Source organism: Actinomycetota bacterium (assembly GCA_035765775.1).
GTDB lineage: Bacteria > Actinomycetota > CADDZG01 > JAHWKV01 > JAOPZY01 > DASTWV01.
The window spans coordinates 169,248-195,582 of the sequence record DASTWV010000059.1; the positions used below are offsets into that span (position 1 = coordinate 169,248).

At 73.1% G+C, this 26,335-nt stretch carries 26 protein-coding genes; 18 read left to right on the plus strand and 8 right to left on the minus strand.

Translation table 11 applies throughout. From position 1 onward, the window contains the following. Window positions 1–236 precede the first annotated feature (236 nt). Window positions 237–1,199, plus strand: a complete 963-nt coding sequence (locus tag VFW71_14535) for a TIGR03557 family F420-dependent LLM class oxidoreductase (protein HEU5003976.1) — start codon at window positions 237–239, stop codon at window positions 1,197–1,199. A gap of 275 nt (window positions 1,200–1,474) precedes the next feature. Here VFW71_14535 and VFW71_14540 read toward each other — a convergent pair whose 3' ends face one another. From VFW71_14540 to VFW71_14550, 3 genes are all read right to left on the minus strand, one after another. Continuing rightward, window positions 1,475–1,969 (minus strand): universal stress protein, encoded by a 495-nt coding sequence (locus VFW71_14540; GenBank protein ID HEU5003977.1) that lies wholly within the window; start codon window positions 1,967–1,969, stop codon window positions 1,475–1,477. After that, window positions 1,966–2,454: a MarR family transcriptional regulator gene (locus tag VFW71_14545; GenBank protein HEU5003978.1), complete on the minus strand. Its 489-nt coding sequence runs from the start codon at window positions 2,452–2,454 to the stop codon at window positions 1,966–1,968. Before VFW71_14545 ends, VFW71_14540 begins: the two co-directional genes overlap by 4 nt. Window positions 2,455–2,536: 82 nt before the next feature. Next, the gene (locus VFW71_14550; protein ID HEU5003979.1) at window positions 2,537–2,773 is read right to left on the minus strand and encodes an Hsp20/alpha crystallin family protein; all 237 of its coding nucleotides are present in this window, start codon (window positions 2,771–2,773) and stop codon (window positions 2,537–2,539) included. Between the two features lie 182 nt (window positions 2,774–2,955). Here VFW71_14550 and VFW71_14555 point away from each other — a divergent pair, with 182 nt between their 5' ends. The 8 genes from VFW71_14555 (at window position 2,956) to VFW71_14590 (ending at window position 11,838) form a co-directional block, all read left to right on the plus strand. Further along, on the plus strand, window positions 2,956–3,114 hold the full coding sequence (locus VFW71_14555; protein ID HEU5003980.1) for a hypothetical protein: 159 nt from the start codon (window positions 2,956–2,958) through the stop codon (window positions 3,112–3,114). Between the two features lie 256 nt (window positions 3,115–3,370). After that, the gene (locus VFW71_14560) at window positions 3,371–4,390 is read left to right on the plus strand and encodes an SDR family oxidoreductase (GenBank protein ID HEU5003981.1); all 1,020 of its coding nucleotides are present in this window, start codon (window positions 3,371–3,373) and stop codon (window positions 4,388–4,390) included. Window positions 4,391–4,402: 12 nt separating this feature from the next. Next, a complete protein-coding gene (locus VFW71_14565) occupies window positions 4,403–6,169 on the plus strand; it encodes a thiamine pyrophosphate-dependent enzyme (protein HEU5003982.1) in 1,767 nt (588 codons plus the stop codon). A gap of 2 nt (window positions 6,170–6,171) precedes the next feature. Continuing rightward, a complete protein-coding gene (locus VFW71_14570; GenBank protein HEU5003983.1) occupies window positions 6,172–6,654 on the plus strand; it encodes a hypothetical protein in 483 nt (160 codons plus the stop codon). Beyond that, a complete protein-coding gene (locus tag VFW71_14575; protein ID HEU5003984.1) occupies window positions 6,651–7,310 on the plus strand; it encodes a gluconate 2-dehydrogenase subunit 3 family protein in 660 nt (219 codons plus the stop codon). The genes VFW71_14570 and VFW71_14575 overlap by 4 nt, the downstream gene beginning before the upstream one ends. Window positions 7,311–7,370: 60 nt before the next feature. After that, window positions 7,371–8,966: a GMC family oxidoreductase gene (locus VFW71_14580; GenBank protein ID HEU5003985.1), complete on the plus strand. Its 1,596-nt coding sequence runs from the start codon at window positions 7,371–7,373 to the stop codon at window positions 8,964–8,966. Next, the gene (locus VFW71_14585) at window positions 8,963–10,063 is read left to right on the plus strand and encodes an enolase C-terminal domain-like protein (GenBank protein ID HEU5003986.1); all 1,101 of its coding nucleotides are present in this window, start codon (window positions 8,963–8,965) and stop codon (window positions 10,061–10,063) included. Before VFW71_14580 ends, VFW71_14585 begins: the two co-directional genes overlap by 4 nt. After that, the gene (locus VFW71_14590) at window positions 10,060–11,838 is read left to right on the plus strand and encodes a glycoside hydrolase family 15 protein (GenBank protein ID HEU5003987.1); all 1,779 of its coding nucleotides are present in this window, start codon (window positions 10,060–10,062) and stop codon (window positions 11,836–11,838) included. Before VFW71_14585 ends, VFW71_14590 begins: the two co-directional genes overlap by 4 nt. A 3-nt stretch (window positions 11,839–11,841) precedes the next feature. On the opposite strand, the gene VFW71_14595 is transcribed toward VFW71_14590, so the two are convergent. Then, window positions 11,842–12,513, minus strand: coding sequence for an HPP family protein (locus VFW71_14595; GenBank protein ID HEU5003988.1), 672 nt, complete (start codon window positions 12,511–12,513; stop codon window positions 11,842–11,844). Between the two features lie 88 nt (window positions 12,514–12,601). Then, window positions 12,602–13,657 (minus strand): class I SAM-dependent methyltransferase, encoded by a 1,056-nt coding sequence (locus tag VFW71_14600; protein ID HEU5003989.1) that lies wholly within the window; start codon window positions 13,655–13,657, stop codon window positions 12,602–12,604. Window positions 13,658–13,861: 204 nt separating this feature from the next. On the opposite strand from VFW71_14600, the gene VFW71_14605 reads away from it, so the two are divergent. Further along, entirely contained in the window at window positions 13,862–14,929 is a 1,068-nt protein-coding gene (locus VFW71_14605; protein ID HEU5003990.1) for a phosphotransferase, read from the plus strand. Continuing rightward, window positions 14,926–15,723, plus strand: a complete 798-nt coding sequence (locus VFW71_14610; GenBank protein ID HEU5003991.1) for a methyltransferase domain-containing protein — start codon at window positions 14,926–14,928, stop codon at window positions 15,721–15,723. Before VFW71_14605 ends, VFW71_14610 begins: the two co-directional genes overlap by 4 nt. 85 nt (window positions 15,724–15,808) lie before the next feature. On the opposite strand, the gene VFW71_14615 is transcribed toward VFW71_14610, so the two are convergent. After that, window positions 15,809–18,931 carry a BTAD domain-containing putative transcriptional regulator gene (locus VFW71_14615; protein HEU5003992.1) on the minus strand — a complete coding sequence of 1,041 codons (3,123 nt, stop codon included), beginning with the start codon at window positions 18,929–18,931 and terminating at the stop codon, window positions 15,809–15,811. Window positions 18,932–19,311: 380 nt separating this feature from the next. On the opposite strand from VFW71_14615, the gene VFW71_14620 reads away from it, so the two are divergent. Both VFW71_14620 and VFW71_14625 read left to right on the plus strand, forming a co-directional pair. Beyond that, on the plus strand, window positions 19,312–19,842 hold the full coding sequence (locus VFW71_14620; GenBank protein ID HEU5003993.1) for a DUF222 domain-containing protein: 531 nt from the start codon (window positions 19,312–19,314) through the stop codon (window positions 19,840–19,842). After that, entirely contained in the window at window positions 19,815–20,498 is a 684-nt protein-coding gene (locus VFW71_14625) for a DUF222 domain-containing protein (protein HEU5003994.1), read from the plus strand. Before VFW71_14620 ends, VFW71_14625 begins: the two co-directional genes overlap by 28 nt. Window positions 20,499–20,614: 116 nt before the next feature. Here the strand turns inward: VFW71_14625 and tal are convergent, their stop codons facing one another. Further along, window positions 20,615–21,724 carry a transaldolase gene (gene tal, locus VFW71_14630; GenBank protein HEU5003995.1) on the minus strand — a complete coding sequence of 370 codons (1,110 nt, stop codon included), beginning with the start codon at window positions 21,722–21,724 and terminating at the stop codon, window positions 20,615–20,617. 103 nt (window positions 21,725–21,827) lie between these two features. Here tal and VFW71_14635 point away from each other — a divergent pair, with 103 nt between their 5' ends. The 5 genes from VFW71_14635 (at window position 21,828) to VFW71_14655 (ending at window position 25,412) form a co-directional block, all read left to right on the plus strand. After that, window positions 21,828–22,370: a hypothetical protein gene (locus tag VFW71_14635; GenBank protein ID HEU5003996.1), complete on the plus strand. Its 543-nt coding sequence runs from the start codon at window positions 21,828–21,830 to the stop codon at window positions 22,368–22,370. Window positions 22,371–22,375: 5 nt separating this feature from the next. Continuing rightward, window positions 22,376–23,023, plus strand: a complete 648-nt coding sequence (locus VFW71_14640) for a cytidylate kinase-like family protein (GenBank protein ID HEU5003997.1) — start codon at window positions 22,376–22,378, stop codon at window positions 23,021–23,023. Next, window positions 23,020–24,240 (plus strand): gephyrin-like molybdotransferase Glp, encoded by a 1,221-nt coding sequence (glp, locus tag VFW71_14645; GenBank protein ID HEU5003998.1) that lies wholly within the window; start codon window positions 23,020–23,022, stop codon window positions 24,238–24,240. The genes VFW71_14640 and glp overlap by 4 nt, the downstream gene beginning before the upstream one ends. Before the next feature lie 73 nt (window positions 24,241–24,313). Further along, window positions 24,314–24,832: an Hsp20/alpha crystallin family protein gene (locus tag VFW71_14650; protein HEU5003999.1), complete on the plus strand. Its 519-nt coding sequence runs from the start codon at window positions 24,314–24,316 to the stop codon at window positions 24,830–24,832. Window positions 24,833–24,917: 85 nt separating this feature from the next. Then, window positions 24,918–25,412, plus strand: a complete 495-nt coding sequence (locus VFW71_14655) for a MarR family transcriptional regulator (GenBank protein ID HEU5004000.1) — start codon at window positions 24,918–24,920, stop codon at window positions 25,410–25,412. On the opposite strand, the gene nrfD is transcribed toward VFW71_14655, so the two are convergent. After that, window positions 25,369–26,334 carry an NrfD/PsrC family molybdoenzyme membrane anchor subunit gene (gene nrfD, locus VFW71_14660; protein HEU5004001.1) on the minus strand — a complete coding sequence of 322 codons (966 nt, stop codon included), beginning with the start codon at window positions 26,332–26,334 and terminating at the stop codon, window positions 25,369–25,371. The two genes, VFW71_14655 and nrfD, sit on opposite strands and share 44 nt — an antisense overlap. Window position 26,335: the final 1 nt, after the last annotated feature.

Consider the following 26,335-nt stretch of genomic DNA (forward strand, 5'->3'; position numbering starts at 1 on the left):
CTCGCTCGCAGCGCAAATATCGGGGTTGAGGGGAGTTTCTGAGGAACTTCAGGTCCGCCCGCGCAGGCTTTGGGCTGCGCCCATCGGCAGCCGGAGCGCCGAAGCGACCAGCGTCACCACATCGCGGTCTGTTCTCGTCGAAACCCCTCGAGCCGCGCTTCTTTCCGCTCGGACTGGGTAGCCACCAATAGGCAGGAAGAGGCGACACGAGTGGCGAGACGAAAGGTGGCGAACCCATGCCTGACATCGGATTCATGCTTTCCAGCGAGGAGCTCGGCCCCACCGCCCAGGTGGAGGCGGGCCAGCGCGCGGCGGCGGTCGGCTTCCGGTCGGTGATGATCTCAGACCATTACCATCCATGGCTGGACAGCCAGGGCGAGAGTCCCTTCGTGTGGAGCGTCATCGGCGCCCTGGCCGCCAGCACCGACCTGCGGCTCGTCACGGGGGTCACCTGCCCCACCGTACGCCTGCACCCGGCGATCGTGGCACAGGCGGCCGCCACCTCCGCACTCCTGGCCCGGGGCCGGTTCGCGCTCGGCGTCGGCAGCGGGGAAGCCCTGAATGAGCACATCCTCGGGGACCGCTGGCCGCCCACGGACACCCGGCTGGACATGCTGGCCGAGGCGGTCGAGGTGATGCGGGAGCTGTGGAGCGGGCGGTGGGTGACCCATCACGGCCCGCACTACACCGTCGAGAAGGCCCGGCTGTACTCATGCCCGCCTGAGGCCCCCCCGGTCTTCGTCTCGGGCTTCGGGCCGCACTCGACTGCGCTCGCCGGGCGGATCGGCGATGGCTACGTCACCACCAAGCCGGACGCCGACTCCATCCGTGAGTACCGCCAGGCGGGCGGGCGCGGCCCGACCCTCGCAGCGTTGAAGGTGTGCTGGGGCGCCGACGAGGGCGCCGCCCGGAAGCTGGCCCATGAACGGTGGCGCACCACCGGGGTCCCGGGCGAACTCGCCCAGGAACTGCCGGTCCCGGCGCACTTCGAGCAGGCGTCTGCGCTGGTGAGCGAGGACATGGTGGCCGAGCGGATCGCCTGCGGGCCGGATCCGGAACGCCACGTCGCGGCGATCACCCGCTATGTCGAGGCGGGCTTCGACGAGATCTTCGTCACCCAGATCGGCGACGACCAGGCCGGCTTCCTCGATTTCTACGCCCGGGAGCTCCGCCCGCGCCTGGAGGGCCTGGCGGACTAGCCAAGGCCCCGGCCGGGGAGGCGCCGGCGAGCCGCCGATCGATTGCCCAGACCCTCCGCGCAGTCTGTGAGTGCTCAGTTCCGTATAGCACCCTCAAAACTCACAGACTGCTCAGAGCGAGGCGCTATGTCCTCGATCTTCCTGATCCGCCAGGGCGAGTCCGGCCGCCGCTCGGAGTGGACTGCGGCCGGCTCCGGCAGTTGGCTGGCACGGCCCCGACGTCGGGTGCACCACCCGGCCACTGGGCCACTGGGACACTGGGCTAGTGCGCAGCCTCAGGGCACGATGACCACGACCGGGGCCTGCCGGCCGCAGACCAGGTGGCGCCCGATGGAACCGGCAATGCGGTGGCGGGCCTTCCGGGACCTCCCGACGACGATGAGGTCCGCCCGGTGGCTGGCCGCCAGGGCGAGCAGCTCTCGGGCGGGGTCGCCCTTGGTATGTACGAAGGCGATCTCGACATCGAGGCCCGCCGTCCGCCGGGTGAGCTCCCGGTCCAGCTCACGGGCCCGCTCGGCAGCAGCCTGGTCCAATGCGGTGGCGTCGGCCACGACCCCGGACACCGCCGCCGCGGAGACCGCCGACGGGGCGTCGGGGCTGACGAGGACCGCCAGTACCCGGCCCCCGAGCCGCTGCGCCTCCCCGCAGGCCCAGGCCAGGGCGTCCCAGGAGGGCTCCGAGCCGTCCAGCCCGACCACGACGGTCGCCGGCTCCAGACGATCGGCGGCAGCGGACGCCGGCTCCCCGTCCGGGAGCGGGCGCGCGCTCATGCCGGTACCTCCGCTGGGACGCCGGCCCCGGCCAGCCGGGCTTCCCGCCGCGTCGGGGGGCGTTCCTCATCGGCCAGGGCCGCGAGCGTTTGGAGGGCAGGTAGGGCCGCCCGGAGGGCGTCGGCATCGGGCCGGCTCAGCTGGCCGATCAGGCGGGCGAAGGTGTCGGCCCCCGCCTGCCGGCGGGCACACAGGTAGCCCGCTCCCCCGCCGGTCAGCTCCACCAGCACCACCCGCTGGTCGCCCGCATCCCGGCGGCGGGCGACCAACCCGGAACGCTCCAGGGCGGTCACCACCGCGGTCATCGACGGCTGGGCGACGCCCTCGCTGGCGGCCAGCTCCGTGATCCGCCGGGGGCCGGCGCGCTCCAGCGTCGCCAACGTTGATAGGGCAGTGAGGCTGATCTCCCTGCTGGTGCGCACAACCACCGCCGCCAGCAACCGGAACAGCGCCTCCGCAGCGCCCGAGGGATCGTTGCTTTCCATGGTCCGATCCATAGCTCAACCTATATAGGTAGAAGTATAGACCTGTCGGGCTGGGGATCCGGCTGGCTCGGGGCAGGGACCGTTAAGAACCCCCGGTAGGGACGGGCACCCGGACCTCGAGCACGCCGCGGTGGATGCTGAGTTGGATCCCGCAGTCCCCGCACTCGGTGGGCAGCGGGATGCTGCGGACCAGAGAGGACTCGCCCTGGTAGCCCACGCGGACATCGAGAGTGGAGTCCAGGGCGGACACGTCGACATCGGGTCGGAGCCCGGCGTGGGGAAGCTGGACGCGTACCAGAAACTCGGCATCGTTATTCATGGGTGCCTCCGTCGTTGCCCGGGCGAAAGACCACCCGTTGACTATGGCTCAATCGGTGTTCGTGGTTCCAGATATACCCAGGGAATCCTCGCCTAACCGTGCCTGGCCGCCCGGTTGACCGGCACCGGGACATCTCGCCGGGCCCAGGTTTGGCGCGGCCCGGAGAGCGGAAGAATCCGCACATGTCAATGGCCGGCCTGCTGCAGTCCTCCGGGCTCCTTCTCGCCTTCGCCTGGCTTGTGCTCTGGTTCACCGGCTGGGCCGAGCGCCGCCTGGACCCCCGCGACCCGGCCATGCCCGTCGAGCCAGCGGTGCCCGACCCCGAAATTCCTGCCACCTGAAGCCCCGCTTCCGTCTGAGCCCGAGCGCGAATTATGAGCGCTAACCCGGCAGGCATCAAACTGCGAGCGTAAGCCGGAATTTACCATCGTTGGGAGTCGAGAGGCTCTCGGGCGCGGCCGAGTCTTGGCCCGCCCTGTGAGACGTCGGCTTCGAGAACTTCCCCGAACGGTGTTTGTCCGTGCCCCGCGGTGGGCATCGCACCAATGAGGCATCCGCAGCAGGAAGCGATGCGCCAGGCACGAGGACGGGACGTCGGTGGACTCGAAGGTGACGGTGGTGACGGGGGCGTCGGCCGGGATCGGCCGGGCGGTGGTACGTGAGATGGCCCGGCCGGGCGCCCGCATCGGCCTGCTGGCCCGGGGGGACGCCGGTCTGGAGGCCGCCGCCCGGGAGGTCGCCGAGGCGGGCGGGCGGGCACTCGCCATCCCCACCGATGTCGCCGACGCCGGGGAGGTCGACCGCGCGGCGCAGGCCGTTGAGCAGGAGTTCGGCCCGATCGACGTCTGGGTGAACGACGCCTTCTCGTCGGTGTTCGCCCCGTTCCTCGAGATCGACCCCGACGAGTTCCGGCGGGTCACCGAGGTCAGCTACCTCGGGTTCGTCCACGGCACCCGGGCGGCCCTCACCCGCATGGTGCCGCGCAACCGGGGCGTCGTCGTGCAGGTGGGCTCGGCCCTCGCCTACCGCGGCATCCCGCTGCAGAGCGCCTACTGCGGCGCCAAGCACGCCATCCAGGGGTTCACCGAGTCGGTGCGCTGCGAGCTGCGCCACCGGGGCAGCAAGGTGCGCATCACGATGGTGCAGATGCCGGCCCTCAACACGCCGCAGTTCAGCTGGGTGCTCTCCCGCCTGCCCAACCACCCGCAGCCCGTTCCTCCCATCTACCAGCCCGAGGTCGCCGCCCGGGCGGTGGCGTGGGCCGCCGAGCACGACCGCCGGGAGTGGTGGGTCGGGGCCTCGACGGCCGCCACCCTGATCGCCAATGCGGTGCTCCCCGGCGCGCTGGACTGGTACCTGGGCCGGACGGGTTTCTCCAGCCAGCAAACCGACCAGCCGAAGGACCCCGACCGGCCGGCCAACCTCTGGAAGCCGCAGGACGCCGACACCGATTACGGCGCCCACGGAATCTTCGACCGCCGGGCCCACCCCCGCAGCGCGCAATGGTGGGCAACGGCTCACCGGGCGACGCTGGCCGGGGCGGCCGGCGGTCTGGCGCTGACCGCAACCGCGGCCGCCTACCTGCGCAGTGGGCACCGATCGCCGCACGGGAAGTAAAGGAGCGAGGTCATGAGCAAGACACTTGCATCGGAACTACTGGTCGAGCGCCTGATCGCCTGGGACGTCGACACCATCTTCGGCCTGCCCGGCGACGGGATCAACGGCCTGATGGAGGCCCTGCGCCGCCACCAGGACAAGCTCCGCTTCGTGCTGGTTCACCACGAGGAGGCGGCCGCCTTCATGGCGTGCGGCTACGCCAAAGCCACGGGGCGCCTCGGGGTCTGCCTGGCCACTTCCGGGCCGGGCGGCATCCACCTTCTGAACGGGCTGTACGACGCCAAGCTGGACCACCAGCCGGTTCTGGCGATCACCGGCATGCAGGAAACCCAGCTATTGGGCACCGGCTACCAGCAGGAGGTGCACCTCGAGAAGCTCTACCAGGATGTGGCCGAGTACGACGTCTTCGTCCATGTGCCCGCCCAGATCCCCACGCTGGTGGACCTGGCAGTGCGCACCGCCCTGTCCCGGCGCACGGTCTCCCACATCACGATCCCCAACGACATCCAGGTGGCCGACGCCGAGACCAACCCCTGGGAGGCGGTGGCCCCGGCCCGGACACCGGCCAGCGCCCCCACCTATCTCGCCGCCCCGGGAGTGCCGAGGCCGGCGGACCTGGAGCGGGCCGCGGCGGTGCTGAACGCGGGCACCAAGGTGGTGCTGCTCGCCGGTGCCGGCGCGCTCGGGGCCCGCACCGAGCTGCTGGCGGTGGCCGACGTCCTGGGCAGCCCGATCGTCAAGACCCTGCCGGGCAAGGCGGCTGTGCCCGACGACAGCCCCCTCACCACCGGCGGCATCGGCCTGCTGGGCACCCGACCCTCCGAGGACGCCATGGAGGAGGCGGACACCCTCTTCATGGTGGGCACCAACTTCCCGTACACCAAGCACCTGCCCAAGCCGGATGCGGTGCGGGTGGTGCAGGTGGACACCGACCCGGTGAACGTCGGGAGCCGCATCCCTACCGAGGTGCCGCTGGTGGGCGACGCTGCCAGCACGCTCCAGGCCCTGCTCCCGTTGCTGCAGCGCAGCACCGACCGGAGCTTCCTGGAGACGGCCCAGTCCCGGATGCGGGACTGGCGGGAGAAGATGGCCGCCCTCGAAGACTCCGAGCGCGACCCCATCCAGCCCCAGTACCTCATGCGGGTCATCGACCGGCTGGCGGGCGATGACGCCATCCTCACCTGCGACTCGGGGACCATTGCCACCTGGGCGGCACGGCACTTCGACATGCGGGGGGACCGCCGCTTCTTCCTCTCCGGCAACCTCGCCACCATGGCCCCCGGGCTGCCCTATGCCAACGCCTGCCAGTGGGCGTTCCCGGGCCGCCAGGTGATCGCCTTCATCGGCGACGGCGGCTTCGCCATGCTGATGGCGGAGTTCCTGACCGCCATCCGCCACGACCTGCCGATCAAGGTCTTCATCAACAACAACGCCGAGTACGGCCAGATCCTGTGGGAGCAGATGGTGCTGGGCTTCCCGGAGTTCGGCGTGCGCCACAACGGCGTCGCCAACTTCGCCGGCTTCGCCGAGAGCAACGGCGCCCTCGGGCTGCGGGTGGAGCATCCGGGCGATGTGGAGCCCGCCGTGGCCAAAGCCCTGGCCCATGCCGGGCCGGCGGTGGTCGATGTCCTGACCAACCCCAACGAGCCCCCGCTGCCGCCCAAGGTGACCTACCAGCAGGCCAAGAAGTTCGCCGAGGCCTTCCTGCGGGGCCAGCCCCACAAGGCGACCATCGCCTCGACCTTGTTCCGGGACCAGCTGAGTGAGCTGAAGTCGTGAGGATGCCGACGCTGCCCCGCCGGCGGGCCCACCCTCGGCCCCACGGGTCGCCGGCGCAGGGGATCGACCACCTGGTGGCCAACATCGAGCACGGGCGCTTCGAGCGCTCGCTCTCCGGCCTCACCGCCGCTGCGGCGCTGGTGACCGGGGCGGAGATCTTCCTCGAGCACGACCGGGCCAGCTTTGGCAACACGATGATGTGGCTGCCGGTGGCGCTCACCCCGGTGGTGGCCGCGGCGGGGGTGGCGGGTGTGCTGAGCCGGCGCTGCGCCAAGACCGCCCTCCCGCTGGTCTCGGCGGTGGCGGTCGCCAACGGCCTCCAGGGCAGTTACCTGCACGTGCGGGGCATCGCCCAGCGGCCGGGAGGCTGGCGAGCAGCCCGCTACAACGTCGAGATGGGGCCGCCGCTGTTCGCCCCGTTGCTGTTCGCCATGGTGGGCGGCATGGGCCTGCTGGCTGCCATCCTGCGCCGGGAGCGGTCATGAAGCCGCGCTTCCCGGGCTACGACGTGCTGCAGCAGGCGGGCTCGTGGGATCTGGTGACCGCCGGGGTGGTGCTGGCCCGCCTCGCCCCGCCTCCCCCCCTGCGCTTCTTCACGGTGGATGAGGAGCGCGTCGCCCGGCCGCTGCTGGACCGGCTGCTGGCCCAGGACGGCCCGCCGGAGGATGAGAGCCGGATCCCGGTGCTGGAGCACATCGACGCCCGCCTGGCGGAGGGCGAGACCGACGGGTGGCACCACGACGACCTCCCGGAGGACGGCGAGGCATGGCGGCGTTCCCTGGCGGCGCTGGACGAGGACGCCCGCGCCGTCGAGGGGCAGCATTTCTGGGAGCTGAAGCGGCGGGCGCAGAACCGCCTGCTGGAGAATGTGCGCACGGCCAAAACGTGGCACGAGCTGCCCGCCAGCCGGGTCTGGAATCTGTGGATGCGCTACGCCTGCACCGGGTTTTACTCGCATCCCTCGGCGTGGAACGAGATGGGTTTCGGGGGTCCCGCCTACCCCCGCGGGTACAAGGCACTCGGCCTGGACCGCCGGGAGCCCTGGGAGGTGCGGGAGGTGGACGCCGAGGATCCCGAGCCCTGGGCACGGCGCGTGGAGGCCGCCCGGCAGCGCCAAGACAGTGATCACGCCGCCCGTTGAACGCCGTCCGTTGATCTCGATCCGTTGAACTCTGTTCGGCAGCGCAACGAGTCTGCCTGGCTGCTGCCGAACGACGGCAGCCGGACCAACCACGCCCTGCGGGCCTCGATGCGGCGCTTCGACGACGAGGAAGAGCTGGACCTCGTGGTGGTCGGCTGCGGCGCGGGCGGGGCGGTGCTCACCCAGCGCCTGGCGCGGAAGGGATGGAAGGTTGCCGCCCTGGAGGCGGGGCCGTTCTGGGAACCCGACCGCGACTGGGTGAGCGACGAGGCCGGCTCCCACCCCCTCTACTGGACCGAGCCCCGGGTCATCGGCGGCGGGGACCCGGTCCCCCTGGGGTCCAACAATTCGGGGCGGGGCGTGGGGGGGAGCACGGTGCACTTCGCCGGCTACACGCCGCGCCTGCACCCCTCGGACTTCCAGACCTACACCGCCGACGGGGTGGGTGCCGACTGGCCGATCACCTACCAGGAGCTGCGGCCCTATTACGAGGCCCTGGAGGCGGAGCTCCCGGTGGCCGGCCAGCACTGGCCCTGGGGCGACCCGCATGGCTATCCCCACTCGCCCCACCCGGTCAGCGGCCTGGGCATGATCTTCCAGCGCGGGTGCCAGCGGCTGGGCATCGACGTGCGGGTGGGGCCGGTGGCCATCACCAACGGGCGCTTCGGCAACCGGCCGCACTGCATCTACCGCGGCTTCTGCCTGCAGGGCTGCAAGGTCAACGCCAAGGCCTCCACGCTGATCACGCATGTGCCCGACGCCCTGGCCCACGGGGCCGAGATCCGGTCGGGGTCGATGGTGCGCAGTATCGAGATCGACGACCGCGGCCGGGCGAGCGGCGTCGTGTACTTCCGCGACGGCGTCGAGCGCCGCCAGCGCGCCCGGGCCGTGGCGGTGGCCGGGTATGCGATCGAGACCCCCCGCCTGCTGCTGAACTCGGCCTGCCGCCAGTTCCCCGATGGTGTCGGCAATGACCACGACCTCGTGGGTCGCTACGTGATGGTCCAGGGGGCCGCCCAGACCGCGGGGCGCTTCCCGGAGGAGGTGCGCATGTACAAGGCGCCGCCGCCCGAGGTGTCCACCGAAGCGTTCTACGAGACCGATCCCCGGGCGGACTACCGGCGGGGGTACTCGGTGCAGTGCATCGGCCCGCTGCCGATCACCTGGGCGGAGCACGTCGTGGCGGAGGGCCACTGGGGCCACGTGCTGCGCGAGTACCTGTGCGACTACGTCCACTGGGCCACCCTGGGCGTGCTGTGCGAGTTCCTCCCGCTGCCCGGCAACCGGGTGACGCTGGACGAGGAGCGGGACCGGCACGGGATCCCTGTCGCCCGCTTCGACTACACGCAGTGCGACAACGACCGGGCCCTGATGCGGGCGGGCAGCCAGAAGATGGCGGAGATCCTCGACGCCGCCGGGGCGCAGGACACGGTGACCATCGCCCGCTACGCCCACCTGGTGGGCGGCGCCCGGATGGGCGCCGGTCCCGAGACCGGGGTGGTGGACCGCAACCTGCGCAGCTTCGCCGTCCCCAACCTCTACGTCACCGACGGCAGCGTGCTGCCGACGCAGGGGGCTGCCAACCCGGCCCTCACCATCATGGCCTTGGCGGCCCGGTGCGCCGACCACCTGGCGGGGGGCGCGGCGAGCGCATGACCGAGGCACCCATCGATCGGCTGGACATCCGGGTCTACACCGTCCCCACGGAGGAACCCGAGGCCGATGGCACGATGACCTGGGAGGCCACAACCGTGGTGGTGGCCGAACCCTGGGTCGGCACCGTCCGGGGGCTGGGCTTCACGTACGGCAGCCCGGCGTGCGCCAACCTGATCACCGAGCTGCTCCATGGCCAGGTGGTGGGATCGGATGCACTCGACGTGGGCGGGACTTGGGCCCGCATGGTGGCCGCGGTGCGCAATGCCGGACGCCCGGGGGTGGCGTCGGCCGCCATCGCTGCCGTGGACATCGGGCTGTGGGACCTGAAGGCGCGGCTGCTGGACCTGCCTCTGGCCCGCCTGCTGGGCATGGTGCGCGAGACGGTGCCGGTCTACGGCAGCGGCGGGTTCACCAGCTACACCGACGGCCGGCTCGGCGCCCAGCTCGGCGGCTGGGTGCACGACCTCGGCATCCCCCGGGTGAAGATGAAGATCGGCACCGACTGGGGCACCCGCCCGGCGCGCGACCTGGACCGCATGCGCGTCGCGCGCGACGCGATCGGCTCCGGGCCGGAACTGTTCGTGGATGCCAACGGCGCGTTCTCGGCCAAGCAGGCGGTCCGGTTGGCGCGTGCAGCCGGGGGCCTCGGGGTCACGTGGTTTGAAGAGCCGGTGTCCTCCGACGACCTCCCGGGGCTCGCCGAGGTGCGCGGCCTGATCGAGGCGGACGTCGCCGCCGGCGAATACGGCTACGACCTCACCTACTTCCAGCGCATGTGCGCCGCGGGGGCGGTGGACGTCTTGCAGGCGGACGCGTCGCGGTGCGCCGGGATCACCGACTGGCTGCGGGCGGCGGCGGTCGCCGCGGCGCACGGCCTGGAGATCTCCGGGCACTGCGCCCAGTCCCTGCACGCCCATCCGGCGTGCGCGGTGCCGAACCTGCGCCACCTGGAGTACTTCCACGACCACGCCCGGGTGGACCGCCTGTTGTTCGATGGCGTCCTGACCCCGGCGGGCGGCGAGCTGCGCCCCGACCTGTCCCGCCCGGGCATCGGCCTGGAGCTGAAGGAGGCGGACGCCGACCGGTGGCGGCCGTGAGCGACGGCTCCCCCCCGCCTATCGGCGAGTACGCCTTCCTGTCCGACTGCCAGGGTGCCGCCCTGGTATCCCGGGACGGGGCGGTCGACTGGTGCTGCATGCCCCGCTTCGATTCGGGCCCGGTCTTCGACCGGCTGCTGGATTGGGAGGGAGGTGGCTGCTGCCAGGTCAGGCCGTCTTCGGGTGACTTCTCCTCGAGCCGGGAATACGTCGGCCGGTCGCTGGTGCTGGCGACTACCTTTGACTGCCCGGAGGGCCGGGCGCGGGTCACCGACTGCCTGGCAACGGGCGGCGCCCACCGGGAACTCATCCGCCTGGTGGAGGGCCTGGAGGGATCGGTGCCGCTCTCGGTCGAGGTCCGCCCCCGCTTCGACTACGGCGGTGTCCGGCCTTGGGTCCGCCAGCACGCCCCCACCCTGTTCAGTGCGGTGGGGGGCAACGATGCGCTCGTGATCAGCAGCGACATGGCCCTGGAGCGCACTTCCACGCACGACCTCACCGGCGCAGTGCGGGTGGCGGCGGGCGAGCGCCGGCGGCTCTCCGTCGCCTACTGGCGGCCGGAGGACATCGACCCGTCGCCGCCGACCGGGCCGGGGCCCGATGCCCTCGACGAGCGGGTGGAGGCCACGGTGGACTGGTGGCAGGCCTGGGGCGCCTCAGTGGCCCTCGAGGGCCCGTTCCACGGCGAGGTGGTGCGCTCGGCGCTGGTGCTGAAGGGGCTGACGTTCGCCCCCACCGGCGCCGTGGTTGCGGCCCCGACGGCGTCGCTCCCCGAGGAGATCGGCGGCAGCCGGAACTGGGACTACCGCTACAGCTGGATCCGGGACTCGCAGTTCAGCGTGCGCTCCCTGACCGAGGTCGGCTGCACCTCGGAGGCCGATCGGCTGCGGGGCTTCATCGAGCGCACCACCGCCGGATCGGCGGAGTCGCTGCAGATCATGTACGGCGTCGGCGGGGAACGCCGCCTCACCGAGGTGGAGGTGGACCTCGCGGGCTACCGGGGGTCCCGCCCGGTGCGGGTGGGCAACGCCGCCGCCGGCCAGCGCCAGCTGGACGCCTTCGGTTACCTGGTGGAGCTGGCCTGGCGCTGGCACGAGCGCGGCCACTCCCCCGACGAGGAGTACTGGCGGTTCCTGGTCAGCGTGGTCGATCGGGCGGTGGAACTCTGGCCCGAGCCCGACTCCGGCATCTGGGAGATGCGCTGCAACCCCCAGCACTTCGTGCACTCCAAGGTGATGTGCTGGGCGGCGCTCGACCGGGCCGTCCGCATGGCCCGGGCAACCGGCAGCCCGGCGCCGGTGGAACGCTGGGCAGGGGTGCGGGACGAGATCCGCGCCGCCGTCGAGCGGGACGGGTACGACCCGGTGCGGGGGGTGTTCCGCCAGGCGTTCGGCTCGGCCGAGCTGGATGCCGCCCTGCTCCTGCTGCCCACGGTGGACTTCGTGGCCGCCACCGACGACCGCATGGTGCGCACCACCGATGCGGTGGCCGCCGATCTGGAGGACGGGGGCCTGGTGCGCCGCTACCGCAGCGACGACCAGCTCCCGGGCACCGAGGGGACGTTCCTGGCGTGCACGTTCTGGCTGGCGGAGATCCTGGCACTGCAGGGCCGCCGTGAGCAGGCCCGGCAGTGGTTCGACCGGGCACGCTCGGCGGCCAACGAGCTCGGCCTGTTCCCCGAGGAGTCGTCGGCATCGGGGGAGGCGCTGGGCAACTTCCCTCAGGGCCTGACGCACCTTTCGCACATCGCTGCGGCGGTGGCGCTGTGCGGGTGAGCCTCATCCCCGGGGGCGCCCGTCCTGGATCCGTTCGTCCGGGATCCGTTTGTCCGGGGGGTGCTCGTCGGGGGGGTGCTCGTCCGGGGGGTGCTCGTCCGGGAACAGCGGTGCCCACATGGGCACGGGGATGCCCAGGGCGCGGTTGAGGGCCCAGGTCGCTGCCACTACCAGCACTACGCCTACCATGAGCGCCAGGAGATCCACCGGCTTCGCCAGCAACCCCAGGGCCACGATGAGCGCGGTCGCCCCCGCCGGGGGATGCGGGGACCGGATCAGCACCAGGAGCCCCTCGGTCACGCCCACCGACAGGCCGGCGGCCACCCCCCGGCTCACGGAGAAGGCGGCGCCAAACTCGCCGGTATGCGTCAACCGGAAGGCGTGGACCGCCGCGACACCGGCCAGCAGCGCCACCGCATGGCCGACCAGCGTGTTGCGCGGGCTGGCCTCGGGGTCCATCGGCGACTCGAAGCACAGGAAGACCGACGGGCCCAGGCTCGGGAAGATGAGCGGCCGCCGGAGCAGCCATGCGGCCACCCCGGCAACCGCCATGGTGAGCGAGACCGCGATCGTCACGTAGAGGGCGTCCCCCCGGACCCCGAAGCGCTGCACGACGCGGGCGTGGACGCCGTAGCGGGGCCGGTTGACCCCCCGGAGCCGGCGAGTCCGCGGCATAGTGACTCTCCGTTCCCTGGTGGCGCCCGCCCGTTTCTGTATCTACCCTCGTGAGCCCGGTTGTGGGGCACCGGACATCGAGTTGGGTCTACGGCCGGGCCTCGAACACCCGGTTGAAGGGCGTTTCGGCGGCCCGGCGGAACCGGCGGAAGCCGGCTTCGGCCAGCATCGCCGCCCAGGTGGCCTGGGGGACCTGGCTGCCCAGCGCTGCACCGTCGCCCAGCATCCCCGAGGGGGTGCAGATGGTGGTCGAGGCGCCGTAGAAGATCCGGCCCACGGGGTTCAGGTTGTCGGCGGGGCTCTCGCCCGCCATCGGCTCGACGATCATCCAGGTGCCGTCGTGGGCGAGGGTCGAGCGCACGTGGCGGGCGGCGCCGGCTGGGTCCCCCATGTCGTGCAGGCAGTCGAAGAACGTCACCAGGTCGTAGCCGGTGCCCGGGTAGTCGGCGGCGCCCGCCACCTCGAAGGCCACACGGTCACCGACGCCGGCGTTGGCGGCTCGCTTGCGTGCGGTGGCGACGGAGGCCTCGTGGTAGTCGAACCCGGTGAAGGTCGATGCCGGGAAGGCCTGGGCCATCAGGATCGTGGACGAGCCGTGGCCGCACCCGATATCGGCGACGGCGGCCCCCGCCCCCAGCTTGGCCGGCACGTCGTCCAGAGCCGGGAGCCACGCGGAAACGAGATTGCCAACGTAGCCCGGACGGAAGAAGCGCTCGGTGCCGGTGAAGAGGTCCTGGTGGTGCTCGTGCCAGCCCAGCCCCTCGCCGGTGCGGAAACGCGCCTCGATCTTGTCGAGGTCCCGAGCGGTGGACAGTGCCAGCATGATGCCGCCCGGGAGGAACGCCGGGCTTTCCTCGTCGGCCAGGCAGAACGCCTGCTCCTCACTGAGCGAGAACACCTCGGCGGCCTCGTCGGCAGTCACGTAGCCGCCCGCCGCCTGGTTCAGCAGCCACTCCCGCACGTACCGCTCGGCGCACCCGGTGTGGCCGGCCAGCTGGGCCGTCGTCTGCGGCCCGTGCTCGGCGAGCGCCCGGTACAGGCCCAGCCGGTCCCCGATGACCACCAGGGGGGCCGAGAACGTCGCCCCGAGGTCGCCGACAAAACCGCCGATGAAGCGCTCCAGCACTGCCTGATCAAGAGCCATCCCACTCCTCCTTCTCGCCCTGCTCCCGTGGAGCTGCCGGCGTGCCCGCTGCCCGTCGGCGATGGAGGGCAGGCTCCCGCTTCCGGGTAGCAGCCCGGTTGCAGGGGAACGGGACGGCGGCTGCAACCGGGTTGCAAGCAAACTGCAACCCGGCCGGACAACGATGTGCCAGCACATACCGCCCGGTCCGAGGAGGATGCCGTGATGACCGCAGTCCGCGAGCCGACCCGCAGCCCAACTACCGCCAAGAGCGTGCCCCCGCGGCCCGCCGGCACCCTCGTCCGGCAGGTGGTGGCCCCGTCGGTGGCGGCACTGGTGGGATCGGGCACCCGGTCGCCGATGGTCCCTGAGGACTCCTACTCGGGCGCCCGGTTCGAGTGGGTGGTGATCGGAGGCGTGCGCCACGTCCTGAAGTACCAGGACCTCCGCGACGACATCTTCATGCGGGCAACCGGGGACGTGGGCCACCGCTACGTGGCCCTCTGGGAGTCCGGCGTGCTGGACGCGCTGCCCGAGGTCATCGACCACGCCACGGTGGGATGCGCGCTCGAGGGGCGGGTGGGAGCCATCCTCATGCGCGACGTCGGCGACCGCCTGCTACCCCCCGGCGACATCGTGTTCCCGATGGACCAGCACCGGCGCTTCCTGGCCCACATGGCAGCGCTGCACGCGGCCTTCTGGGGTTTCCGAGACACCGTGGGCCTGACACCCCTTGCCAACCGCTACGTGTTCTTCACACCCGCCATGGCGGGGCTGGAAGCCCGGCGGGGAGGCGTGCTCCCGCCCATCCTGGAGATGACGGTCAAGGGGTGGGCGGCGTTCCGGGGCTTGGCCCCGGAGCTGGCCGGGGTGATCGCCGCCCTCCATACGGACGCCACACCCCTGCTGGATGCTCTCGCCGCCCTGCCGCACACGTTGGTGCACGGGGACTGGAAGGCCGGGAACCTCGGCGAGCAGCCCGACGGCCGCACGGTGCTCCTCGACTGGGGCGAGCTACCCGGCGAGGCGTCGCCCCTCGCCGACCTGGCCTGGTACCTGTCGATCAACGCCGCCCGGCTCCCGGAGTCCAAGCTCGACACCGCAGCGGCCTACCGGCAGGAGCTGGAGCGCTGCGGCGTCGCCACCGCCCCCTGGTGGGAGGACGCCTTCGCCGTGGAGATGCTGGCGACGACGATGCAGCTGGGCTGGAACAAGGCCCTGGGCGACCAGGCCGAGATGGACTGGTGGCGTCATTGGGCGGGCCGGGGTGCCCGGTGCCTCGGGCTGGCGTGACCGCGGAGCCCGTGGAGGCCGGATACGAAGACCCCGAGGGGTGGGCGGAGCGCGCCGCCGTCGTCTACCGGCCCCTGGCGCGACTCTTGGTGCAGCGCTGCAGCCCCATCCGGTTCGAGCCGGGCATGCGGGTGCTCGATGCCGGCACCGGCACGGGCCTCGTGGCCGACGCCTTGGCCGCGGCTGGGGGCCTCCGCGTCGTCGGCGTGGACCGTTCCGCCGCCATGCTGGCGCACCGGCGGGCTGCCCGGCCGCCGGGCGTCCAGGCCGACGCCCTCCGGCTGCCCTTCGCCGACGGTTCCTTCGACGCCTGGGTCGGCGCCTTCCTGCTCAACCACCTCCCGCCGGAGCAGCCCCTCCGGGAGGCGGCCCGGGTCCTGCGCCCGGGCGGCGCCGTCCTGGCCTCGACGTGGCCCGCCGTCCAGGACGACCCGGTGAAGGCGGCAATCGACGAGGTCGCCCGGCGGGCGGGATGGGTCCCACCGGGGTGGTACGGCGAGATGAAACGGGACCTCGACGCCGTCTCGGGCGACCCCGACCGGCTGGGGGCGCTGGCCACGCAAGCAGGGCTGGTGGAAGTCGAAGCCCGCACCGTCTCCGCCCGCTTGGAGGGCCCGACGGCGGCGGCCATCGTCGACTACCGGCTGGCGCTGCCCCACTACACGGCCTGGCGGGCCGAGGCCGCGCCCGAGACCCTGGCGGCGGTGCGCCAGCTGGGGGCCGCGGCCGTCCAGACGATCCTGGACGGCGAGGGCTGGACGCTCCGCATGGTGGTGCTGGCCGCGCGGGCCTGAGGGCAGGGCGGGGGCAGGGGCGCCGTCCCCCAGGCAATCCGTCCCTGCCGACCCCGCCCCGTGCGCCACCAAGAACCTGACGTTTCTATCCCAGCCGGGCCGCTACGGCACTGCGGAGCCGGTCGGCGTGGGGCCCGGCCCGGGCCAGCAGGGCCTCGGCCTGGCGGGCGGCCAGTCCCCGCCAGCCGGGCGAGCCGAAGGCGTCGGCGACCTCGGCGGTGAGCCGCCAGGCTTCCAGGCCCGCCAGACGCGGGAGGCGCTGCAAGGCCGCCGCCGCCACTTGGGGATCGACCTCCCGCCCGGCCCGCCGGGCGGCCGCCGCCGCCACCAGCGCGGCCTGCACCTCGTAGCGGACGGCTCCTTGGGCCGAGGCATCCCCGGCGAGACCGCCCGCTTCTTCGGCCGCGGCATGCGGATCGCCGGCGGCCATGGCCAGGCGGGCACGCAGCAGCCGGGCCCGCAGCCGTAACCGCCAGGAGAACGAGAACTCACCGGCGGCCAGCTGGACCCCCCGGTCCAGGAGCTCGTGAGCAGCCGCGAGGTCGCCCGCCTGCAGGCGGCCGTCCGCCAGGTCGAGGACGCCGTGGGTGTGGGACTCGAGCATGGCCACGCCCTGCGAGGTCTCGATCGCCTCGGCGTTGAGCTCGTCGGCCCGCTCCCCCTCGCCCAGGCTGCGCAGTACCCAGGCGCGGACATTGCGGGCGCGGGGCGCCCAGCGCCAAGCCCCCATCCGCTCGATGTCGGCGTCGAGCGCGTCGAGCGTGCGCAGGGCCTCGTCGGGACGACCCAGCATCGCCAGCGCCATGGCGGCCGACATGCCGGCGTAGGCGTTGGGGAAGCCCAGCGACGCCGTGGACACGGCCAGGGCGCTGCGGGTCAGGGCAACCGTGTCCTCGGGCCGGCCCTGGTTCAACCGCAGCCAGCCCAACCACACCGCCGGGAGGCCGGGGTCCGGTGCCTCGGTCACCGCCTCGGCCAAGCGCAGCTCCGCACCGGCAAGATCGCCCCGGGCCAGCGAGACCCAGCCCCCGAGCCCGAGGCAGACGGACCGCAGGGCCGGGTCGGTGCCGTGGTGGGCGCCGTCGTCTGCCCGGGCCAGCGCCCGGTCGAACTGGCGCTGGAAGTGAGCGACCCAGGCCTCCACCTCGTCCGCCTCCTCCCGGGCTCCGAGGGTCCGGGCCGCGGCGAGGTCCTCCTCCGCATCGGTGTAGCGGCCGAGAACCGCTCGGGCCCGGGCCCGCAGCACCCTGGGGGCGGCACCGTCGGACAGGGAGATGGCGGTGTCCAGCATGGCGATGGCCGCCTCGGCGTCGAAGCGGTCCAGAGCCGCGGTGGCCGCGGCGACCAGCGCCATCGAGGCCTCCACCGCTTCGCCACCGAGGCGGGCGTGGTGGGCGAGGACGAGGGGCGGGACCAGCCGGCGGGACACAAGCGCCCGGGATGCCTCCCGGTGGATGAGTGACCGGGCGGCGGGCGACACCGCGGCGTGGAGGGCATCCCGGATCAGGGCGTGGCGGAAGGCGAACACCCCGCCCCGGTCCTCGAGGAGGCCCCGGCGCACGCCCTCCTCCAGGTGGTCGAGCAACTCCACGGGGCTGCCGCCGGTGACCGACACCAGGACATCCAGGTCGACCTCGGGCCCGAGCACGGCCGCCGCCCGCAGGGTCCTGGCCGCCGGACCCAACCGGTCGCACCGGCGGGACACCGCCTCGGTGATCGAGGCCGGGACCTCCCCCGTGTCCGGGGCAGCCGCCAGCTCGACAGCGAAGAGCGGGTTGCCGGCGCTGCGCCCGAAGACGGCGTCGGCGCGCTCGGCCCCCACGATGGCAGCCACTGCGGCGCGGTCCAGCGGACCGAGCCGGAGAACGGTGCCGGCGTCGAGCCGGAATCCCTCGCCCGAGCGCACACCGAGGACCACCAGGACGGCGGCATCGGCGAGCGCCCGCTCCACCTGGGCGACCCAGGCCAGGGTGGCGGCGTCGGCGGCATGGGCGTCGTCCAGCACGATGACCGCGGGAGCCGTTGCGGCCACTTCCCGCACGGCAGTCCGGAGCGCGCCCAGTAGGAGGGCCTGGCCAGCGCCGGGATCGGTCAGTGCGGCGAGCGTCGCGGCCTCGCCCGTCCCCGACCGGCCCAGCAGCGGGAGCAGCAGGCCGAGGCCAGCCGCCTCGGGAGCGTCACGACCTCCCGCGGTCAGGAGGTCGATGGCCTCGAGGACCGGTTGCAGGGGCAGGGTCCGGCCCAACTCGTCGCAGGTCACGAACGCTAGGTGGGCGCCCCCTGCCTGGGCGAGTGCCGCCCAGGTGCGGAGCAGCCGGGTCTTGCCCATGCCCGCCTCACCATCGACGACCACCACCCTGGCCTGCCCCCCGGCGGCGCGTGCTAGGGCAGCGTCCAGGACGGCCAGCTCGGGGGCCCGGCCGGGGAGGGCGCTGGCCGTCGGGCCGGCCGGCGCTCCGGCGAATTGCGGGGCGTCGAAGGGCGTCCCCCGCAGGAGGGCTGCGTGCAGGTCGGAGGTCTCCGCACCGGGGTCGGTACCCAGGTCCTCGGCGAGACGCTCGGCGAACCGGGCGTACGCCGCCAGCGCCGAGGCCGGCCTGCCGCTGGCGCCGAGCGCCGCCATCAGGGTGCGCAACGCCGCCTCGTCGTAGCCGTCGCGGGCGAGGGCCTGCTCGGCCAGCTCGGCGGCGACCAGCGGCTCCCCGGCGGCAAGGGCGGCACTGGCGCCCACTCTCTGTGCGCGCCCGATCGCCCGGCTGGCTGCCGCCCGTTCCGCTGCCGCCCACTCGGCGTCGGCCTCGCCGGCCAGGAAGGGGCCGCGCACCATCGCCAGCGCGGCGCCTGCTGCCGTGCGGGCGGCGGCGAAGGCCCCGGCCTGGAATCGGCGCTCCGCCTCGTCAGCGAGGTCGCCCAGAGCCACGACATCGACCCAGTCGCAGGCGAGCGTGTAGCCGGCTCCGGAACGCGCCAGGCGCCCCGCCCCCAGCACCCGGCGCAGCCGGCTGACCAGCACGGCCACCTGGTGGGCGGGATCGGCCGGCGCGCCCTCGGGCCACAGGATGTCGACGAGCACATCGACGCCGACCGGCCTGGAGCGGCCCAGGGCCAGCGCCGCCACGAGGGTGCGGGCCTTGCGGCTACCGAGCGCTGCCGCGTCCAGGCCCTCGACCCGGAGGTCGCCGAGCAACCGGATCCGCAGATCCTGCATGGGGCCATGATGAAGCGAGGGCGGGCTCAGCGGTGCGGGTCTCCCGCTTTCGAGTCGCCGGGAAGGGCCACCCTGGGTGGACGGGTTCAGGGGCGTCGAAGGGCCTGGGGGCTCCTGATCACGGGACCAAGCTGTGCGGCCTCCCGGGCAACCGATTGCCGCCGCACCTTGGTGCCGGGGGTTCCTCTCAATAGAACCTCTCAATAGAACCCTGCTGACGGGCTGTCTTCATGCGGTGTCCCGCCTCGCGCGGTGCCCACATCAAAATTCTGGCGACTTTTTTTGCTGGGGCGCGTTTTTGGCCGTTCCCTGTCGTACCCGTGTGCTAGTGTCCTGGTTATCGAACTGGTGTTCGTGTAGATGGATGCAAGGAGAGCGGGATGGAGACTGCGATGCTGGAGGCGATGCCGGCTGCGGAGCTGGCCGGGGCGATTTCCTCGCAGCATGCCGTGGTGGTGGCCGCCCAGGCGGAGCTGATCTCCTTGATCGCTGCGTTCGACGCCCGGGAGGGTTGGCGGGCCGACGGGGCCAAGTCGATGGCCGCCTGGCTGGTCGCCGGCCTGCACGTCACCTACGCCACCGCCTCGGAATGGGTGGGCCTCGCTGCGGCGCTGCCCGGGTTGCCGGCGCTGGCGTCGTCGCTGTCCTCGGGGGCGCTGAACCTGGAATCTGCGGCCGCGGCCGCCAAGCTGGTGGGCGGGGATGCCTCGGGGGCGGTGACCGATGCGGGGGTGACTGCGGAGGCCGAGGCCCTGCCCGCCGACTTCCTGCGCACCGCGGTGCGCCGCCAGGAGCAGGTGGCGGCCCAGGAATCCGGCGAACGGCCCCGGCCAGGTTTTCGTGGTCGCATTCGGCCGACGGCTGGACCACCTTCCGGGGCAGCCTGCCCCCCGCCGAGGGCGCAGCGGTGATCGCCGCGGTGCAGCGGGCGGAGACCGACGAGCCCGACCCGGCTACCGGTGCGTTCGACCCGCCCGAGGTCCGGGCCGCCGAGGGCCTGGTGGCGCTGGCCTCCACCGCCCTGCGGGAGGACGCCGACCCGGACCGGGCCTGCGTCGTGGTGCACGTCTCGGTGGAGGCCCTGGTGTCGGGCCGGGGCATAGGGGAGCTGGAGAGCGGGGGTGCCATCCCGGCCTCGGTGGTGCGCCGGCTGGCGTGCGACGGGCGGATCGAGGCGGTGCTGGAGATGGGAGGAGCCATCGTGCACATCGGGGCGGCCCGCCAGGCGATCCCGCCCCATATCACCCGTCAGCTCAAGTACCGGGACAAGACCTGCCGGTTCCCGGGCTGCGGCGCCCGCCGCCATCTGCACGGCCACCACCTCATCCACTCCGCCGATGGCGGGCCGACCAAGGTGCGGAATCTGGCCCTCCTGTGCCAACGGCATCACACCCTGGTGCACGACGGGGGCTGGTCGGTGACGGGCAATCCCGAGCCCGGGCCGGGGGCCCGGGACCAGCTGCAGTTCCTGCGGCCGGACGGGACCCTCTTCGTGCCCCACACACCGCCGGGGCTGCCGGCGGTGGCGGGCATGGATCTCATGGCCGCCTTACGGAGCCGGGAGTGACGATGGCCCGGACGCGTCTCGCCCGCCCCGAGGGGGCGGGGGTGGACACGCGGGCCGGGCGGCCCGGGCGGGGTTCCGGCGAGGCGAAGGCTGCCGTTCTGCGGGACGGGCCGGTGTCAGCGCCGGGCGAGGGCCTGGCTCTTGTCCCGCAGGGCGCCCAGCAGCTCTTGGAAGGCCTTGTGAAAGTTGTCCACTCCCTGATCCTCAAGGGTGTGGGCCACGTCCTCCATGTCGATGCCGAGGTCGGCCAGGGCCTGCAGGGCACGGCGCGCCCCATCGGCGTCGGCGTCGATGGTGCGGGCCAGCACGCCCCGGTCCTCGAAGGCGGTGATGGTCTTCTCCGGCAACGTATTGACAGTATCCGGGCCGATGAGCTCATCGACGTACAGGGTCTCCGGGTAGGCAGGATTCTTGGTGGAGGTGGAGGCCCACAGCGGCCGCTGGAGATGCGCCCCGGCCGCGGCCAGGCGCTCCCAGCGCTCCCCGGAGAACTGCTCGCGGAAGAGTTGGTAGGCAACCTGGGCCTGGGCCAAGGCCGCTTTGCCCAGCAGGCCCTTCCCAGAGTCGCCCAGGGCTCCCAGCCGCTTGTCCACCTCGGTGTCCACGCGGCTGACGAAAAACGACGCCACGCTGTGCACCTGCCTCGGGTCCCCGCCCGTGGCCAGGAAAGTCTCCAGGCCGCTGAGGTACGCCTCGATGACGTCGGCGTAGCGGCTGAGCGAGAAGATCAGCGTGATGTTGATGCTCCGGCCCTCCGCCACCATGGTCTTGATTGCCGGCACGCCCTCCGCCGTGGCAGGGATCTTGACCAGCACGTTGGGCTGCGCGATCCGCTCGTGGAGGCCTCGGGCGGCCGCAATGGTGCCTTCGGTGTCCCGGGCCAGCTCGGGAGCCACCTCCACCGAGATGAAGCCGTCGTCGCCCCGGCTCTCGTCGTAGGTGGGGCGCAGGATGCGGAGGGCGTGGTTGATGTCCTCCAGCACCATCTCCCAGTAGGCATCCTCCACGGGGCGGCCCTCGGCGATCAGGCGGCCGAACTGCTCGTCGTAGGCGTCCGACCCTTCGATGGCCTTGGCGAAGATCGTGGGATTGGACGTCACGCCCCGGATGCCGTCGGAGACCATCCGGGCCAGGGTCCCCTCCAGCAGGTAAGGGCGGGTGAGGTTGTCCAACCAGGGGCTCTGCCCCTGCTCCTCGTACAGCCGTTGCAGCTTGGTCCGAAGCATGGTGACTCTCCATTCTCGAGACAGGCTGCCCCTGTCAGCAGTGTATGTACCCCGATTGCCTGGGTAAGGGTCCTGGTGGACGGTTCGGAGAAAGGAGCCCTTCATGCGCAATGGAACCGCTCCCTCGCCCCTTCGCACGGTGGTCGACGGGGCCGCCGCCGGGCTCATGGGGACGATCGCCATGGACGCGGTGCGCTACGCCGAGGCCCGCCGCTCGGGCAGCACCGGCAGCTTCAAGGACTTCGAGTTGGCCCGGGCGGTCCGGGGCTGGGACTCCGCTCCTGCCCCCGGGCAGTTCGGGCGGCGCCTCATCGAGGGCCTGCGCCAGAAGCCGCTCGACGCCAGCAAGGCCCAACCCACAACGGCGGCCGTGCACGTGGCCACCGGGGCATTGTGGGGGGCGCTGTTCGGGCTGGTGGCCGGCTCCCTGGACCGGGGGCGCTGGGCCTGGGCCGTGCTCTACGGTCCTCTGGTCTGGGGTGCGAACTACGGCGTCCTGAGCGCACTCGGCCTCTACCGGGGGGTCACCGAGGAGGAGCCCTCCTCGGTGGCCAAGGACATCGGGGTCCACCTGGTCTACGGCCTGTCTGGTGCGCTGGCGTACCGCCTCGTGCACCGCCGGGCACGCTCTCGGCCCACCGGCTGAGACCGATGGCGGCCCTGGTCGTCACCATCTCATCCAGCTACGGGGCCGGCGGGAGCATCGTGGGCCCCCGGGTGGCCGAAGAGCTGGGACTGCCGTACTGGGACCGGGCGTGGGCACCCGAGGCGGTCGCCCGGGCGGGCGGTGAGGCAGCGCGGGAAGGCCTGAGCCTCGAGGAGCACGCCGACGGAGTCCTGCGCCGGCTCTTCACGGCCGCCGCCCGGATGCCGGCGGCCGTGGGCGCGATCGCTCCCCCGCCCACGGCGCCCCTCAGTGACGAGGAGCGCTTCCGGGCCGCCAACGAGGCGGGGATCCTGGACCTCGTCCGCCGGGGGGGCGGGGTCATCCGCGGCCGGGGGGCGGCAGCGTTCCTCGGCAGGCAGCCCGGATGCCTGCATGTCCGCCTGGATGGCCCCGAAGCCACTAGGCTCGCCCTGGGGATGCGCATCGAGGGCATTGACGAGCAGGAGGCGCGCCGGCGCCTGGTGGCGACCGACCGCACCCGGGAGCAGTATGTCCGGCGCTTCTACAGCCGCGACGTGCACGACCCGGAGCTCTACGACCTGACCCTGGACACCGGCGAGACCGACCTCGCGGCGTGCACCGGGATCATCGTGGAGGCCGCCCGGACGCACATGAACCGCCAGGCAACGTGACCGTGCTCGTGCCGGCGCAGGAGCTGGTGGACCGGATGCTGGCCACGGTCTCGCCACTGCTGCCGGTGGCGCTCCCCCTGCGCGCGGCCGCCGGACGGGTGGCCGCCGAGCCCGTCCGGGCCCCGTCCCGGCTCCCCCGCTTCACCAACTCGGCCATGGACGGCTTCGCAGTGCGGGCCAGCGACCTGCACGGCTCCGGCCCGGTCCGCCTGCGCATTGCCGGGCACGCCTGGGCGGGCGAGCCGTGGGGTGGGTCGGTCGGCGAGGGCCAAGCGGTCCAGATCGCCACCGGCGCGGCCCTGCCCCTGGGGGCCGACACCGTCATCCCGGTGGAAGCGGTCGCTGTCGAGGAGGGCTGGGTCGTGGTGCCCGCCGGTGCCCCGCCGGGCGCGCACGTGCGCCGGGCGGGCGAGGACGTGACCGAGCAGGACGTCGTCGTGCCCGCGGGAGCCGTGCTGGGACCGGGCCAGGTGGCGGCGTGCGCCGCGCTGGGCATCCGTCACGTGGTCGTGCACCCGCCCGCCCGGGTGGCGATCGTCCCCACGGGCAGCGAGGTGCGCGCTGCCGGCGACGCGCTTGGCCCCGGAGACATCCACGACGCCGTGTCCCCCGCCCTGGCCATGCTGCTCGGCGAGATCGGCGCCTACGCCTGCCCCCACCCCCCCGTCCCGGACAGCGCCCCGGACATCATGGCCGCCCTCGGCCAGGCCGCCCTCGAATGCGACCTGCTGCTCACCATCGGGGGGGTGTCGGCGGGCGAGCGCGACCTGGTCCGCCGGCTGAACACCGTGGGCCACATCGATCCGTTCCAGGTGGCGCTCCGCCCCGCCAAGCCCTTCGCCTTCGGCAAGCTCTTCGACCGGCCCCTGGTGGGGCTGCCCGGGAACCCGGGGGCGGCGCTCATTGCCTTCGAGGTGCTCGCCCGGCCCGTCATCCTGCGCCTCCAGGGCCGCCCGGCGCTCCCCCGGCCCGCCGTCCGGGCGGTCCTCACCGAGCCCCTCGAAGGGTCGCCCGACCGGCTCCGGCTGGTCGCCGTCCAGGTCTGGCGGGACGGGCAGGGCGGGCTGCTCGCCCGGCCGGTGGCGCACCAGGGTGCCGGCATGGTGGCTGCGCTGGCGGCGGCCCAGGGTTGGGCCTACGTTGCACCCGGAGCCGGCTCCCGGCCGGCGGGCGACGAGATCGACGTGGCCCTGCTGACCGAGCCCGGCTGCCAGTAAGAATCTTGACAGTAAGCTTCTTGTCAGCTATCATCTGTGTAGCAAGGTATGACTGGCTGAGGAGGTGACTGGTATGGCAATTGCAGTGCGGCGGTTCTCCCCCTGGTCCAGCTTCAACGAGCTGCAGCGGGAGACCGACCAGTTGATGCGCAACGTCCTGGCAGGCGCAGGGATGTTCGGTGGGACCCCGGCCCTGGCGTCGGGCGGCCAGCAGTCGGGGGCCTGGATGCCGGCGGTGGACGTGCTCGCTCGGGACAAGGACATCGTGGTGCGGGCCGAACTGCCCGGCATCGACCCCTCCCGGGACGTCGAGATCTCGGTGCACGACGGCGTGCTGACCGTGCGCGGCGAGCGCCGGCAGGAGGAACAGACCAAGGACGACCGCTACATGCGAGTCGAGCGCCGCTACGGATCCTTCGAGCGCACCCTGGCCATCCCCGAGGGCGTGAACCCGGAGGGCATCCAGGCGTCGTACGACAACGGCGTGCTCGAGGTCACCATCCCGGGCGCGGCCCAGGAATCGGCGCCCCGGCGGATCCCGGTGCAGGTTGCCGCCACGGCCATGCCGGCGGCAGACGGGCACGAAGCGTAGGGTCGAGCGCAGTCCGGAAGGGAGGACCCGCAGAGACCTCTCTGCGGGTTCCCTCGCGAGGGGACCGAGGGGACCGAGGCCACTGATGGCGGGACTGGAGAGCGAGGCGCGGCTGCTCGGGGCCTCCCTGGGACTGGCCGGGCACCTGGAGCACATTGCCCGCCACCTGGACCGGGTCCGGAGCCGCGCCCTCGCCCTGGAGGGGCTGACCCCGCGGGATGTCGAGGTGCTGAACGCCCTCGGGCGAGCCGGCCCCCCGTACCGCCTCTCGCAGGGGCAGCTGGCGCGCAGCGCCCAGCTCACATCGGGGGGCATGACCGGGCAGGCGGACCGCATGGAACTGGCCGGCTGGGTCACCCGGAGCCCCGATCCCGACGACCGCCGGGGGGTGCTGATCTGCCTCACCGAGGCGGGCCAGGCAGTGCTGCAACGCTCGCTCGGGACCTACCTCGGGGACGCCGACCGGGCGCTGGCGGTGCTGGATACCAGAGACCGGGCCGCGCTGGCCGTGCTGCTGGCCCGGGTGGTCTCCGGCCTCAGCGAGGAGCCGCCCCCCGGGAGCCGTCGCGGGGGCTCATAGCGGGTCGGCCTCCGTCACCGCCCGCCGCCGCACTCGCCATGCGTCGGCGCTGCGGGCCGACAGTCGCCTCGGGGTCCCGGGCCGACGCCCGGCCCGCCTCCACCACGGCGAAGCGCTCCAGCGCCGCCCCGGTGGCAACGGCCACCGCCCCCAGCTTCTCAAACGAACCGGTCACCACCGCGGCGGCCCCGGCGACGGTGCAGGCCGTGGAGGCCCGGCCCAGAGCCCCGGCCCGCCCCTCGTGGTAGGCCCGGGCCACGTCGGGCTCCAGCCGCCGGCGGAGCCGCTGGGCGGACAGGATCTCGGCGACCGCACCCCCGAGCAGGAGGCGGCGGGCGGCCCCCGCGTCCTGCGCCGGGGCCAGGAACACCCCCAACGCGCCCGCACTCGCCGCCGCCCCGGCGGCGAAGAGCAGCGGCAGGTCGTCGCCCGCCGCCTGCCACGCCGGCACCGCGGTATCGGCGAGAAGCACCGCCGTGTAGGTGGCCACCGCCGGGCCGAGGCATGCCGCCGCGCCATCGGCCAGAGCACCGGCCGCCGGCAGGGCGAGGGAGTCGGCCGCGACGCCCACCCCGAGCGCAGCGCCGAAGGCGGACAGGATCCAGGACCCCACGTTCATCGGCGAGGTGGGCTTGAAGACCCGCAGCATGTTGGCGAAGCGGCTGGGGCGGCCGAGGTCCCGGATGAGGAACCCGGTGCTCAGTCCGAGCGCGCCCAGCGCCACCAGGCGGCTCTGCCGGGCCAGCCGCCGGTTCCGGGTGAGCCGGCTGCCGGCCGCCAGGAGCGCCGATCCGCCGGCCAGGCCGCCGGTGAACAGGTAGGCCGGGATGGGCCACTTCCACACCGGCTCCTTCAGGATCGGGCGCCCGTAGTAGCTCTCCGGGGTGGCCCGGGGCACCATCGGCTGCTCGCGGGGCGGCATG

Coding starts and splice junctions, on each gene's coding strand:
- VFW71_14595 (HEU5003988.1), bottom strand. CDS start 12,513: ATGCCGCGGACTCGCCGGCTCCGGGGGGTCAACCGGCCCCGCTACGGC.
- VFW71_14615 (HEU5003992.1), bottom strand. CDS start 18,931: ATGCAGGATCTGCGGATCCGGTTGCTCGGCGACCTCCGGGTCGAGGGC.
- VFW71_14655 (HEU5004000.1), top strand. CDS start 24,918: ATGGCGGGACTGGAGAGCGAGGCGCGGCTGCTCGGGGCCTCCCTGGGA.
- VFW71_14600 (HEU5003989.1), bottom strand. CDS start 13,657: ATGGCTCTTGATCAGGCAGTGCTGGAGCGCTTCATCGGCGGTTTTGTC.
- tal (HEU5003995.1), bottom strand. CDS start 21,724: ATGCTTCGGACCAAGCTGCAACGGCTGTACGAGGAGCAGGGGCAGAGC.
- VFW71_14550 (HEU5003979.1), bottom strand. CDS start 2,773: ATGAATAACGATGCCGAGTTTCTGGTACGCGTCCAGCTTCCCCACGCC.
- VFW71_14650 (HEU5003999.1), top strand. CDS start 24,314: ATGGCAATTGCAGTGCGGCGGTTCTCCCCCTGGTCCAGCTTCAACGAG.
- VFW71_14535 (HEU5003976.1), top strand. CDS start 237: ATGCCTGACATCGGATTCATGCTTTCCAGCGAGGAGCTCGGCCCCACC.
- VFW71_14570 (HEU5003983.1), top strand. CDS start 6,172: ATGCCGACGCTGCCCCGCCGGCGGGCCCACCCTCGGCCCCACGGGTCG.
- VFW71_14605 (HEU5003990.1), top strand. CDS start 13,862: ATGACCGCAGTCCGCGAGCCGACCCGCAGCCCAACTACCGCCAAGAGC.
- VFW71_14575 (HEU5003984.1), top strand. CDS start 6,651: ATGAAGCCGCGCTTCCCGGGCTACGACGTGCTGCAGCAGGCGGGCTCG.
- VFW71_14620 (HEU5003993.1), top strand. CDS start 19,312: ATGGAGACTGCGATGCTGGAGGCGATGCCGGCTGCGGAGCTGGCCGGG.
- VFW71_14540 (HEU5003977.1), bottom strand. CDS start 1,969: ATGAGCGCGCGCCCGCTCCCGGACGGGGAGCCGGCGTCCGCTGCCGCC.
- VFW71_14585 (HEU5003986.1), top strand. CDS start 8,963: ATGACCGAGGCACCCATCGATCGGCTGGACATCCGGGTCTACACCGTC.
- nrfD (HEU5004001.1), bottom strand. CDS start 26,334: ATGCCGCCCCGCGAGCAGCCGATGGTGCCCCGGGCCACCCCGGAGAGC.
- VFW71_14565 (HEU5003982.1), top strand. CDS start 4,403: ATGAGCAAGACACTTGCATCGGAACTACTGGTCGAGCGCCTGATCGCC.
- VFW71_14635 (HEU5003996.1), top strand. CDS start 21,828: ATGCGCAATGGAACCGCTCCCTCGCCCCTTCGCACGGTGGTCGACGGG.
- VFW71_14640 (HEU5003997.1), top strand. CDS start 22,376: ATGGCGGCCCTGGTCGTCACCATCTCATCCAGCTACGGGGCCGGCGGG.
- VFW71_14555 (HEU5003980.1), top strand. CDS start 2,956: ATGTCAATGGCCGGCCTGCTGCAGTCCTCCGGGCTCCTTCTCGCCTTC.
- VFW71_14545 (HEU5003978.1), bottom strand. CDS start 2,454: ATGGAAAGCAACGATCCCTCGGGCGCTGCGGAGGCGCTGTTCCGGTTG.